Origin of the sequence: Exiguobacterium sp. AB2 (genome assembly GCF_000696055.1) — a bacterium.
Taxonomy (GTDB): domain Bacteria; phylum Bacillota; class Bacilli; order Exiguobacteriales; family Exiguobacteriaceae; genus Exiguobacterium; species Exiguobacterium alkaliphilum.
On the sequence record NZ_JNAA01000099.1, the window covers coordinates 1 to 13,259 of the forward strand.

Annotated in this window: 13 protein-coding genes; 5 read left to right on the forward strand and 8 right to left on the reverse strand. The window is 41.6% G+C overall.

Features of this window, described 5'->3' with window-relative positions; all coding sequences use genetic code 11:
• From DI14_RS15480 to DI14_RS11740, 4 genes are all read left to right on the forward strand, one after another.
• A partial coding sequence (locus DI14_RS15480) for a hypothetical protein (protein ID WP_034808765.1) occupies positions 1–499 on the forward strand: 499 nt, incomplete at its 5' end.
• A gap of 859 nt (positions 500–1,358) precedes the next feature.
• Positions 1,359–2,726 (forward strand): primase C-terminal domain-containing protein, encoded by a 1,368-nt coding sequence (locus DI14_RS11730; RefSeq protein ID WP_051622711.1) that lies wholly within the window; start codon positions 1,359–1,361, stop codon positions 2,724–2,726.
• Entirely contained in the window at positions 2,713–4,446 is a 1,734-nt protein-coding gene (locus tag DI14_RS15130; RefSeq protein WP_051622712.1) for an AAA family ATPase, read from the forward strand. The genes DI14_RS11730 and DI14_RS15130 overlap by 14 nt, the downstream gene beginning before the upstream one ends.
• Positions 4,443–5,729 (forward strand): LlaJI family restriction endonuclease, encoded by a 1,287-nt coding sequence (locus tag DI14_RS11740; RefSeq protein WP_034808767.1) that lies wholly within the window; start codon positions 4,443–4,445, stop codon positions 5,727–5,729. The genes DI14_RS15130 and DI14_RS11740 overlap by 4 nt, the downstream gene beginning before the upstream one ends.
• A gap of 158 nt (positions 5,730–5,887) precedes the next feature.
• On the opposite strand, the gene DI14_RS11745 is transcribed toward DI14_RS11740, so the two are convergent.
• The 8 genes from DI14_RS11745 to DI14_RS11780 all read right to left on the reverse strand — a co-directional run bounded on the left by DI14_RS11745 (position 5,888) and on the right by DI14_RS11780 (position 12,381).
• Complete coding sequence (locus tag DI14_RS11745; RefSeq protein WP_051622713.1) at positions 5,888–6,406, reverse strand: very short patch repair endonuclease; 519 nt, start codon at positions 6,404–6,406, stop codon at positions 5,888–5,890.
• A 75-nt stretch (positions 6,407–6,481) separates the two neighbouring features.
• Positions 6,482–7,039 (reverse strand): recombinase family protein, encoded by a 558-nt coding sequence (locus tag DI14_RS11750; RefSeq protein ID WP_034808769.1) that lies wholly within the window; start codon positions 7,037–7,039, stop codon positions 6,482–6,484.
• Positions 7,040–7,237: 198 nt separating this feature from the next.
• Positions 7,238–8,008 (reverse strand): DUF6339 family protein, encoded by a 771-nt coding sequence (locus DI14_RS11755; protein ID WP_051622714.1) that lies wholly within the window; start codon positions 8,006–8,008, stop codon positions 7,238–7,240.
• Complete coding sequence (locus DI14_RS11760) at positions 8,005–8,919, reverse strand: hypothetical protein (RefSeq protein WP_034808771.1); 915 nt, start codon at positions 8,917–8,919, stop codon at positions 8,005–8,007. Before DI14_RS11760 ends, DI14_RS11755 begins: the two co-directional genes overlap by 4 nt.
• Positions 8,909–10,714 (reverse strand): hypothetical protein, encoded by a 1,806-nt coding sequence (locus DI14_RS11765; protein ID WP_034808773.1) that lies wholly within the window; start codon positions 10,712–10,714, stop codon positions 8,909–8,911. Before DI14_RS11765 ends, DI14_RS11760 begins: the two co-directional genes overlap by 11 nt.
• 23 nt (positions 10,715–10,737) lie before the next feature.
• On the reverse strand, positions 10,738–10,965 hold the full coding sequence (locus tag DI14_RS11770) for a hypothetical protein (RefSeq protein WP_034808774.1): 228 nt from the start codon (positions 10,963–10,965) through the stop codon (positions 10,738–10,740).
• Between the two features lie 122 nt (positions 10,966–11,087).
• Entirely contained in the window at positions 11,088–11,831 is a 744-nt protein-coding gene (mauJ, locus tag DI14_RS11775; protein WP_034808775.1) for a methylamine utilization protein MauJ, read from the reverse strand.
• 208 nt (positions 11,832–12,039) lie between these two features.
• Positions 12,040–12,381 carry a YolD-like family protein gene (locus tag DI14_RS11780; RefSeq protein WP_034808776.1) on the reverse strand — a complete coding sequence of 114 codons (342 nt, stop codon included), beginning with the start codon at positions 12,379–12,381 and terminating at the stop codon, positions 12,040–12,042.
• 371 nt (positions 12,382–12,752) lie between these two features.
• On the opposite strand from DI14_RS11780, the gene DI14_RS11785 reads away from it, so the two are divergent.
• Positions 12,753–13,208, forward strand: a complete 456-nt coding sequence (locus tag DI14_RS11785) for a RadC family protein (protein ID WP_034808777.1) — start codon at positions 12,753–12,755, stop codon at positions 13,206–13,208.
• The last annotated feature ends 51 nt before the right edge of the window (positions 13,209–13,259 follow it).

Genomic DNA, 13,259 nt, shown 5'->3' on the forward strand with positions numbered 1-13,259 from the left:
AAAAGACGAAAGAGAGAAAGCCGCACAAGAACAAAAAAATGCTGAATCCGTTGCTGCAGAAGCAGAGAGTGAGGCACTTGATGCAGCTGAACAAGAGAGTGTACCAAATGATGAATTCGATAAAGAATTAGCAGATTATGAGACCGCCCTTTATTTCTATATTCAAGATTTAAGTGAAGAGATAAATTTTCTTCAAATGCAGGTTGATACCGTTGCTGCTGATCCTTCCTATCTTGAAACTATGGACTTTGCCGTTTCATTTGATGAAGGTCAAGCACGTATCTTTGATATTTACGTTGGTCTCTATAACATCACACCACCAAGCGAGTATGCTGACTTCCATATGATGTACGCTGATTCTGTACGTATGCTTTCAGAAGGAGCTTCGACAATTAACCAAGGGGTTACACTCTGGGATCAAGCTGTCATCGATGAGGGGCTCCTGCAATGGGGCATGGCCATTAATTTCATGCAACGCGCATATCAAGCTGCACCTTAATTCATCGCATTAAAAAAAGAACCAATCTACTCTGTTGATACAGGAGAGGTTGATTCTTTTTTTGTATGTAATTTGATATATCTTGTGAGAAAGAAGTGGTATTTCCGAGTTTTAATGAAATTTCCGAGTTTTAATGAAAGAGAAGTGTAAAACCCAAAACCAGTATACATGTATACAAATCTACATGTATGCAAATCTACATGTATGCAAATCTACATGTATACAAATCTACATGTATGCAAATCTACATGTATACAAATCTACATGTATACATAAAAATGAAATCAGCTAAATTTTGGCTTTAAGTCAACGTTTTCATCGAGCCATCAAGTTGCTTTTTGTATACAAATATACGTGTATACATATATACAAATCTACACGTATACACGTATGCATGTATACAAATCTACATGTATACATGCATACAAATCTACATGTATACATTTCTTTTTATGAGCATGAACTCGAAAAAAAGCTGTTGTTAAGCGGTTTCTTTTATGAAAACATAGGATTATGAAGTTCTTTCAGTAGGAAAACTGCATAAAAAAATCTGATAACCTGGCCGTTATCAGATCCAAATCGTCTGACTAAGTAGTCAGACTGTGTATTTAACAACGCTTCACCCTAAACCAGCCATCATAAACAGTTTTGTAGAAACCGAGATCTCTAAAAAACAATACGATGAACTGATCCTTTTTCATGCGTTGCTCAAAAGAAAAACGTGACGAACAAAGGCGTCTTTCTTATGCAATCATTTTAGCATTGTTCTTTCTTCTCGACAATGTTCATCGTATTTCAGAGAAATGAATACTCAATAATTTACGATGAGCCTATAGAACAGAAGAGAGGAGGATGTAGCATGGAAGTATTGAGAAATCTTTATCGAGACCAATTGACTGAAGCCCCGAAACGGGCCCCTCGGATTGAGAGAACCGGATACAGCAAAGAGCTAGGATGGATCTTTGTCTGCCAAGAGTTCACACAACCACGTGCCATCCGTACATACCGCTCACTCTTTGGGGCAAAAGAAAAGTATACATATTTCACACCGAACACTTTTTACCGCAACGACCAACGTCATGCGGGCTCTTTGCGTTGGCTGAATGCTATGGTGATTGATATCGATGTTAAGACGATGCAGAATGCAGGTATGATTTTCCCGGACGTTATGGACCGTGTAACGAGTGCAGGTCTGCCGACACCGTCACTCGTCGTCAAGACACCGTCAGGCGGTTTTCACGTGTACTGGTACCTGAAAGAACCTAGACGTGCGTTCCCTAAGGTGGTGGACCATTATAAGCGTGTCCAACGAATGATTGCTGAAGAAATGAATGCTGATGTTCAAGCGGTAGGCGCTGAACGCTGGTTCCGACTGCCGACAGAAGAGAACACCGTCTTCCGCTCGGAAGAACGCGTCTCATTCGACGACTTTTGCGACTGGTTGAGCGAGCAGCAAGAGAATCAATCCGGGAAAGTGAATGTGACGCTGGGATCGACTGAACTGTTGTCCCATCCGGCGATTATTAAGCTGTTGGAGGGTGTCGAAAAGGGCCAACGCGATAATACATGTTACACACTTGCCCTTGCATGCAAAGCTTCCGGATATGATGAAGATAAAACACTATCCCTGTTGTACAGCTGGAATGAAAAAAACAGTCCTTCATTGCGTCAAATCGATATTAAGCGAAAAGTCAAAAGCGCTTTCAAACAGGGGGCACCTGCAGGTCCTTCGTCTTACTGGATAGCCATACTTTCAGGTGTTGATTTCAAGTATCAGTTATTTGAAGGAGCAAAGCCCCGTGAGGAACGCAAAAACAGCCATCTTAACGAGTGGAGAGACGACCTTTTGAGCGCTCTGAGAGAAAACGGGGGTTCAATATGCGGCCCTCAAAGAGAATTGATCAAACTGGTACATGCAGTATCGAAAGGAAGCCGGCATATTTCTTACACAACATTCAAACGTCTTATCGAAATGTTGGTTGAAGAAGGTGTCATACGAAAAAGAGTCGACGGACGGGGGCGTGGTGCACGCACCACAATCGAAATCGTACAACAAGCGAAGGTTTTTCCATTTGTTAGAAAAACAGACGTGAATAATGGGCCCAACTCGTATACATTTATAGATACGGTGGTGGGTGGGTCTTCTGGTGTGGTATCTGAAATATCCCTGCCCGTCCCTGCATCTTATTTATTGTCCTGGAGGCGTCTAATTTATGGCATTGGTTAATTTAAATGAGTTATATCGAACATTATCCTCTCTTGTTCGCGGGGTTGACAGTTCGGAATGTGTACTTTCATCTTCGGGTCAGAATTTTATCCTTCGTACATTCACGAGTAACGGCTACAGCCGAGTGGATTTTGAACGTAGTACGACTGTATTTGTTGATGAGGAAGGCCGTGTTCAATATTGTCCCAATCAGTATTTCAGACTTGTACCTTTGGGATTTGAATATTTCAAAGCGCTTAAAGTCTATAAGAGGGATTTTATTCTGATTGATAATGAGCTTAAGGTTAGACGTGGTGTGACCAACGGTAATTCTGTTTTGAAAGAGTATAAGAATACGTCCGTTGATCGTCTTCCGGAATCTGTTTCCACTGTTATCGATCAGATTTTATCCGAAGAAGGCCGTACAGATCAGGAGATCTCCTATTTCAAAAGATTTATCTGTGATTATGCATGGTGGCATGGAAGTAAGGATATAAGCAGGACTGATTTTCATAATTCTCCTTTGTTGAGCCTGCTTAATGTTGTTCATACGGATAACGGTTTCTATATGAAATTGATTCCTATATTCGACTTGGAGCTTACCCGACAGGAGCTCACCGACTTTTTAGACGTTCAAGTACTTGAGTCAGAACCTCAAGTTGATGATGTAAACCGTCATGAAGCTAATGAGGAGACCCCAAGGGTGGTAGGAAAAAATCTTATCGTGTACGGTGCACCCGGTACAGGTAAAAGTTATAAACTGGGACAACTTTCAAGCGGTCATACAGTTATGACGACTACGTTCCACTCGGAGTACAGCTATTCTGATTTCATCGGAACCTTCCGACCTGTCCCTCTTTATCACAGACAAACACAAACCGAAGGTGTCTCTGTTGCGGTCCAAGAAGGAAGCTACTATGATGCGGCCGGAAATGAGTTCACCAGAGGACGTCCTTTCATCGATTACAGGTTTGTTCCGGGTGACCTTTTGAAAGTCTTAAAAGAAGCGATTCAAGCAGAGCACACGGGATCTCGGAGGCATTATGTTCTTGTCATAGAAGAATTGAACCGAGGGAATGCTGCGGCGATATTTGGAGACTTCTTTCAACTCCTGGACCGTGATGCAACAGGAAGAAGTAAATATTCAATCATGAACGGTGATGTAGTCAATTATTTAAAAGAAACTCTCGGGGAAGCCTTTTCGGGGGATGAAGTATATATACCGGGGAACCTCAGTATATACGCGACAATGAACAGTGCCGATCAAGGTGTTTTCCCGCTGGACACCGCATTTAAGAGACGCTGGAATTATGAATATCTCAGAATCAATTATTCTGCCATCGAGCATGGTGGAACGAAAATCCCTTACGGTGGGGGGACAGTATTGTTTAAAAACTTCATGGAAACAATCAACGAAAATCTGTCGGCAAGACTCCAAGTGCATGAAGACAAGCTTCTCGGATCATATTTTGTATCCCCGGAGGAGTTGGGTTCAGAAAGTGACGAGGCAGACTCAGACCATGTTGACCGTTTGAAAGAACTGGTTTCCAACAAGATATTGATGTACCTGTGGGACGATGTTGCACGTTATCAGCGTGCAAGTATTTTCAGACAAACAGTAACATTCGGTGATGTCATTCATCAGTATAAAGCGGGAGAACAGATATTCACTTTTGATTTCCCGATCGAGTACAGCGTTACAGATTTGGAAGAAGAAACGGATGGAGAGGAAGCTCCGTGACGAAACAAATTGTACACGAGGATTTGAGTATATTCTTTTTTACTGAAAGCGAGAGGTTCGAAGGGGACGGCACAGTCTTCCCTTCCTCCTTTTTCACAAAAAATATATTAACTGCGACTCCTTCCGGTTTAATGTATTTCAATGCCTGCGGAATCTTTATTGAAGCCTCGAGCACATATGTGATTTTCCCTAAGGGTCTCATTACAGATGAAATGGATGAAGCCTCCCTGATTGATCATGCCGGTCTTCTGGTTCAAGTTTTCAGAAAGTACAACCTGAAACAAAATGTCAGTATTCAATCGGAAGCTGTGACCTCGAAACAGATTGAGGATTCAAGTGCTGTTTTCAGTCTTCTTGATCTTCTTGAGGATTATCTTTCACATGGACCTCTCGTCCGGGAAACAGTGATCAGGGAATCGGGTTATAACGGCCGTATTGACTGGAGACAGACAATCAACAAAATAACACCCTTGATTTCCAAGGATACCGTTCATTATCTTCCTCCCGTGATAAAGCGGAAAGTCTATGAAAGGGAAAGTATGATTCAGAAAATTCACCTGAGATGTGTAGCGGATTCTTTCCGCAAATTCGGGTGGATATACGGTCTCGGTGCTCCGGAAGAGTTTTTTGATGTGCCTGATCTGGATATGGGGCAGAGAGAGATACTCCGTCTTCTTCATGCGGAATTACGTATGACATTTTTCGACAGGGATATTCATGTTATCAAACTGATGATTCGTTATTTTGAAGAGATTCCTACTGCAAAATCTGAAAATCCGGACTCTGTTTTTATGTATTCGCTCCATTTCCATACTGTTTTTGAAACGATGTGTATGAGTGTGTTCAATGGAATGAATGCTGCGGAATTTGATATTCCAAAGCCGTCATGGCATATGGCAGACGGAAGTATTAAAACAACATCACAGATTCCAGATGTACTTTTTGTTGAAGATGAAGAACTATATATACTTGATGCAAAGTATTACGATTATCGTTATACTTTGCCAGGTTGGGGCGATCTCGTAAAACAGCATTTTTATGGGTTCGCATTTGAAGGGCAATATAAAAGCATTCATAACATCTTTCTGCTCCCAGGAGCTCATAAAGAAATGTTCGATTATATTGGATTTTCTATAGTTCCTATGGTCAAAGTATTTTCAGAAAGTAAAATTTATGGATTCACGATAGATTGTTTCACGCTTATGAGTTTGTACACGACAAATAGATTTTCAAATAGTCGAGCAGAGCTTCTCAAGAAACTTCTTCAGAGTAGAGAAATTTAAACTAGAAAAGTAAGGTTTGATAATAGATATAGTAAGGAAAAGCAAAAATTCGCCGCATAAAACAAAAGAAATTTTAAAGTATCAGTTTAATGGGATCAGCACCTCTATGGTTTCTGAAAAATTGAAAATATCCGATTTGAATATTATTTTTGATATGCTTAGTGACATGCACTTGAATAATACGCTTTCAACAAAAGATTATGATCATCTGATGAAACTGTTGAATGAGGATATTTATTATTTTTCACCTTTAAAATAAATAGTTCATAGTTTTTATTTCTAATAAATACAGTTAATTCTCTAACGACCTTATCAAGGTCGTTTTTTATTTCATGTTCCCAGACACGTTTAATATGCCACCCCTTTTTTAAATAATACTCATCCACTTCTTTATCCCTCTCGACATTCCGTTCAAGTTTCTTTCGCCAGAACTCTGTATTACTTTTTGGCATCGTGGCATGAAGCGGGCACTGGTGCCAGAAGCAGGAGTCAATAAAAATCACAATCTTATATTTCTGAATTGATATATCGGGTTTTCCAAATAGCGTCTTGCTATTCCTGCGGTATCGTATCCCATTTTTCCAGAGTTCTTTTGCAACGATTGTCTCGAGCTTGGAAATCGATCTGATTGCTTTCATATTTTTAGTCCGTTGTTCCCGTGTCACCACATCAGCCATAAAAAGTCACTCCTTTTCGAGACTTTTTCCGGAAACGAAAACTTATAAACTGTAGTAGACGAGAATGAAATTGCTTTAGCCTTCCTGGTTACGCAAATTTAAATACTTATAGAAAGTTGCCCGCGAGATGTTTAGAGTCCGGATAATATCCTCCACAGTCATCTTTGCCTCATACATCATGAAAGCGCGGTTCATGGTATCCTGATCGACAGGTTTTCTACCGCCTTTCCTGCCCCTGGCTCTTGCTGCCTGAAGTCCTGCCTGAGTCCGCTCCCTGATCAGTTCGCGCTCCATTTCCGCAAGTCCGGCCATGACTGTAAAAAACAAACGTCCGGCCGGCGTTGATGTATCTACACCGAGGGTGATAATCTGCAGATGAACATTTCTGACCTGTAGCTCGTCCACCAGGTCCAACAATTTTTTAGTAGTTCGACCCAGACGGTCAAGTTTCCACACCACCAGTGTGTCGCCGGGTCGAAGATATTCGAGACACCGTTCAAATTCGATTCTTTTTTTGGTACTTGATATCTTTTCACGGAAAATCTTACTACAGCCTTCCTTTGTCAGGCTGTCAATTTGAAGGTCGAGGTTCTGTTCGTTCGTTGAAACCCGTGCATAACCGATTTTAGTCAAATTTATCATCTCCTTTTGTTTATTTTCTCATATAAGGAGGTTGAAAATAAACATAGATTTAAAGACGGGTTTATATACAATGAAGAGAAAATAAAAAAGGGATGAACAGCCCTTTTTTATTTTGTGAAAAAAATCTCGTTTTTGTATGAAAAACGGTCGTTTTATATACAGGTCTTAAAAAACGATTTAGACCCTCTCCTACGTATTAAAGATCTGACTTTCTGATTTTTCAAGGTTGAGTCTTTCGATGATTTTTAAGAATAGTGCTTCAAGCTCTTGTGAACTGAGAACATCAAGAAGGGTTACGCCTCCTTCATAGTTGATTTGTTTCATGATTTTTTGAATCACTTCACTCTTAATAATGTCGGGATAATCGTTTCGGTATTTTTGAATGCAGCCTAAAATCATAATCAGCCATTCCCTGTTATTACCGAGTTTCCGTTCAAGCAGTCCTTGAGCCATGTCCTGATTAAGAAGCAGCAGATCTGTGAGCTCATACGGATTTCCCCTGCTTGGATCGTAAGTGAGATAGCCGTACCACCATAGCCTCGAAATTCCGTTTCGGATTACTCCCTGATTGTTATTTACGAAAAATCGCTTCATGGTCCCCTCGGCTGTTCCTTCCTCCTTCATCCACCTTACTTTCATGTAATCAAAATAGACTGTATGAGTAAGATACGTCCATATACGCGGGTCGGTCGCTTGGACTGGAGTCAGATGCTTTAAAGACTCATAGATTTTTTTTGCATTTGCAGCATCGAATTTACTTTCGAACCTAGATCCGTCTCCTGTAACGAGTTTGACGGGTACATACGGAATCGAAGATTCCATACACCATGTTTTATCTTCAAGGACCGATTGCAGATAACCGTCCAGCCATTCTTCAGAGGAGTGGTACAAACCGTAATTAGTCATCATATTCAAGGATAGATTCGTTACAGCCTCTTCTGTCATATATTTGAGGTTCATGAGATTTCCTCCCCGCTTTCGTCAGTCTTAAAGATGTCATCAAACGATTTAAGTCCCACCGTTAAAGGATTTCCAAGAAGCGTTTGAGCAATTACCAACGAGGTTTCCGTTGAATCACTCAAATTGATGTTATGTTTGTTCAAATTGGCCCTTAGAACTTTAAACCAGTGAAATTCTGATTCTTTGTCGTCCATGAACGATTCATAAGTGTCCTGGTCAAGCGTCTTGGGTGCCAATTCCCCTTTTAATCCTTCAATCAGCATTGTCATAGCAGGAAGAATGAAAAGTGCAGAACTCAATGCGGGTAAATGAGGATACTGTCTTTGATATATCTTTAACGATTTGTAAGTCTCAAAGTCTTCTTTGTTCAGCTTAATGATGATTTTTTTCTCGTCAAAAATAACGTCGGGTTTACCACCATCGTTCATCAATGACATTCTGAAAATGGATGATGTTTTTTTCAGTGCATCATTATTCTCTGTCAGCGTTAAATTGAACTGGGGACCTTCAGCCAAAATATCACCGGGATAAACAGAGAAAACAGCATCGTCATAATCATCATGAAAATCGTTACTGAAATACATATCCTCTTTTGATGCAGACGCGACATAAGAGGACAGCACGACTTTATTTTTTAGAACGCCATCAGGAAGGGTGAAGCTCCCTTCAGCTGTACTGAGGCGTACTGTTTTCCGGAATCTCGTAAGCGGACACTCGACTTTGATGATAAAGATGCTCTTACTTTCGGAAATCATCTGTAGCATGTTATCCGCGTTTAGAGTAAATACGTAATTAAATTTATATTCGACACCGTTGGACTCCACGGATATATCCAAGTCAAAGGTAATACCTTCTTTAAAGTCAGATGAATCCGCACTTAGTACAGGGTGTGGATAGTTTCTATTTTGCATTGAAGTCAACTCCCATTTTCACTCTGATTTTCTCTTCCAATTTAATTGAAAATGAATTCTTTCCTTCTTCAGTATGGATGGGACCCACACGATTTTTTGAAAAATCAACCGGAATACCATTCATAGCAGCAGACGAAATGATTGCCGGAGTATTTGAGTCTTCACCGATAATAGTGAAATCCATAATCAGGCTTCCGGCACGAGTAGCGTTGAGGTTCAATTTATAAATACCTTCATCAGGGTTTGTACAGAAAAGTTTAGGGTTTGGTGCGATGCGTGCGACTTTTTCCTTTAATTTGACAGGCCGATCTTCATCGTCTGATGGTTTAATAGCAGGGAATTCCCGCTTAGGCTTTTCTTCTCCAAATACAGGATTATTTGTCCCCCCAGGTCTTTTAACCGTTTCAGGTTCGTTTTGCTTCAACAGCTCTCTCTTTTTGACGGTTATCGGTCTTTCCTGTCTCTCTTCGGTTTCCCGGTCGTCCCCGAACGAGGTCTCATCATGGACGTCGGGAAGAAATTGCGCCAACTCATCGACATCAATGGTTTTTAACTCTGAAAGCGGTGAAATTTCTTTGATTTTTTCGTTCATCCATTTATACAGTTTCTCAAGAGCCTGCCGGATTTTAGTCGTATTTTCTTTTCTTTTAAATTCCCAATCAGTGTGAGTTGGGTTTTCAACCCGTTTCAGCTCACGGTTAAAGGCATCACCCTTGATTAAAAGTACACCGGCATACTTTTCGGGAGGATTGAAGTTTTGACGCTCCTTAATCAACATTCCTGTTTTTCTGACCATTGCAATTTTTTTATGGAAGAGCCGGTCATTTTGAATGTAAAGCTCGATCCGTCCGAGGCCTTCAAAGTCTTCTATGATGAAAGGTTTGGCGTTGACCATCACATCGAAGTAATGAATGACTTTGTTTTTGGACCCTTTACTGCGCATCTCTTCGATAAAATCACCTAGACTCGCTCTTGTAATAAGGTTTGTTCCGACTTTTACTTCAAGCTGTCCTTCATATATGGCCACAAAGAAACTTGAAATCACAGCTTCAGTGATTTCCTCCTGCCATGTATCCCTGTAGTCGAAACCGGCTACAAAAACATCAGTCCCTACATCGTTGCGTCGGAAAATCTCGGGAATCAAAGCGATATCTTTTACAGGTTGGATTTTATGATTTTCACCGTAAAATCCTGTAGCCTGCCTCGGCTCCCCATCCTCGTCCAAAAATGTGACCAACTTGGCAACACCCTGAAAAGCTGATTTCCCATCCAAATCCTTGGTGCTGTAAAAGACAGCCTTTAGTTTAGAACAGACGAAAGGTGCGTGTTTTCCGATTCCGAATGCACCTCCTGATGTCTCTGACTTGTTGGAATCGCCAACGACCTTGATCAGGCGGTGCCAGTCGCTGTCGCGAAGTTCGTCAGATCCGGCAAGACCTGTGGTGTTATAGTCACTGATCTTAATAAACCGGACTTCAGGTTCTTTGATGGTCTCCAAAGAAAGAGAGATGTCTTTTTCGGTATCCGACCCTTTTCTTGAAGATGCTGCACATTGTTCCAGTACGCTTATATAGCCAGTTCTCCCTGGGAAATCACTGCTCCGAATAGTGAACGAAGAAAACTCGACAGATACAGGTTTTGTTGAATCATAACGCGCATCCAATGAATTTTGAATCGGTTCACGGGCCAATGCAGGATAAGGATTACCTCTGAATGTTTCGAGTCCCGGATCGTTCTTCCCGTTCTCGGTTCCCCAGTTTGTAGCAGGAAATGACCATCCTATTTCATTACTCATATTAATACAACTCCTTTGTAAAATTATTTTTTAAATGAGAATGTAGTATCAGAAGGACCTGACTCATCCTTGAATTTCGATTTCAAAATCTTCATTTCATTTTCCAGTGTGTCAATTATCTGTTTTGCATGTTCTTCCGTGTAATCATAATTATTTTTATTGCTTAAATTTCCTATAAGTCGTAGTTTTTTAATTGCTTCAGTCACTCTTTTTTCAGCAAGCTTCTCGAATTTATCTTGTTTTTCACTCATCATAAGCACCTCCATTTTTATATACTTCATAATAAACCATACATTATTGAAATGTATACTAAATATTTAAAATAAATTAATTTAATAAATTTTAAAAGGAGGGAACATATGGTTTCCTCCTTTTATTTCACTTCTATTTGATTGACTATTTCATGTATGAATTTAATTGCGGTGTCGGACAATGAAGGGATTTTTGATGATATATTCAGAATTTCCTTCAAAGTAGTACCCGTTCCGCCGTGATACAGTCTGCTTCGAAGACCATGGTAAGTATTTATCCAGTCATTTTGAACAGGCCATTCGGATTCGGGACCAAAATGATCCAAGAAACTCTGGTAAATTTTATTTATTGTCCCGGATTTGGTTTTAGCGGTTTCGGTATGATAGGCCGTACCTAGAATCTCAATTGCATTCCAGTATGCAAAGAACTGATCGTAAGCATTAGTGGATAATTTAGCTTTGGAATACCACCCCATCGCTTGTAAAAGCTTCGGATGATGTTTTTCATAAAAACGTGCTTTTTTGAATGCGAGTTCAAAATCTGATTTATCTAACAAAATTCTGCTGGAAAACCGTGTTTTGACTGAAAGTGCAGTTTCATGCGTTTCAATCTGAATGGGTAAATCTATGAGTGACGTAAGTACGTCCCGCATCCTCCCTAAATATACGTGGGCCGCTATTTCGGCATCCTGCATATTATCCGCAAAAGCTGTGACTGTAACCTTTAACCCGTATGAAGCGGAAGTGATGGATACATCACTGTAAAATTGTTGATTTGAAAATCCTTTCGGTTGTCTCATTAAACGATTTGTTGCAATTGATATTGGTCCCACCAAGTCAAAGTCAATCCTCCATGTTCGTCTCAAAAAAATTCCCCCTTTATTCACAATTCGTTAAGCAATAATACACATGATTTGTCGATTCTTTGCTTTCGCAATGAAGTATGCTTGATTAATTGCAGCATTAGAGTTGCAGCTGTTAAGTTCTCTGCTCTCTTATTGTAGTCTTATTCTCGTTATTTCACTTTTACAAATTAAATCTTAATAACATCTAATTCGTTCAAACGTCGGGACATCAGTCCATCGATTGTTCCACGTGAATGATTGCCTCGAACCTTACATGGATGATACCGTCCAGCTGATTGGCCAGTTCGACGGTCCGCTCCATGTAGTTCGTCCGGTGCACAAAACCCCTGAACCGTTTCATCTGCCGCAACTCCACATATCTCACCTCCACCAGATCCCCACTGAAGATTGCATCATTCAGCACGTTCTCATAGACCGACAGGACCTGTTCATCGACATCTGGCATCTCAATCTTTTGAATCTCCTTGTAATACTTCGTCAGCAAGGCTCTGTGCTCGGGCATGAGAAACGGAATCCATTTCAGCTCGCCCCGGTCGCGATACATCGTCATCACAATCACTCCTCTCAACAAAACGAACATTTGTTCTTATTTTATACCCGATTTACTACGTTTGAACAGCCTTTTTCGTAATTGGTGATCCGTGCGTCCTGTTTCCGTACTCTAGCTCGCTGGTCGCCGGTGCAAGGGACGTCAAAAAAATGACGCGCCCTCCGGCCCGTCTTCCTTCGCTTTTGGCTCAAAGCAAGGCTTTTCGCTCGTCGGCTGCGGAAGCCTTTCCCTCCGTGCGCTCTGCGCATTTTTTTGAGGCTCTCCCTGCGGTCGCCCCTGCACCGTCTCCCGACGCTCGCTTCGTTCCCGTCAACAGGACGCACAACGGTGTTCGTTCTGAGGTCAGCTTATCCGAAAGGGGACAAACTGTTATGAAACTATCCGCCATCATCGAGGTCATCCGTATCAAACAGGAGGTTCGGGAGGAAATGGTCGCACTCGAGCATGCCGTCATCCAGTCACCGGCCAACGCAAGAAAAATCGGAGCTTCATTCATCGGGGACGACGACCGCGAGGTGTTCCTCGTCATCATGCTCAACACGAAGAACCGTGTCATCGGTGTCCACCGCGCGCATGTAGGGAGCGTCAATTCGAGTGTCGTCCACCCACGGGAGGTGTTCAAATGCGCCATCCTGAACAACGCCTCGTGCCTCATCGTCTGTCACCAGCATCCGAGCGGGGACCCGTCCCCGAGCCGAGAGGATATCCTCGTCTCCGAACGCCTGCATGAGGCGGGAGAGCTCATCGGCATCCCGGTGCTCGACCACCTTATCCTTGGTGCGGACGAATCCTTTGTCAGCATGAAGCAGCGCGGCTATATGAAATGAAAATAAAAGGACCGGGACCGGACCGGCGGTCCCGGTCCGTCCGCGAAAAGG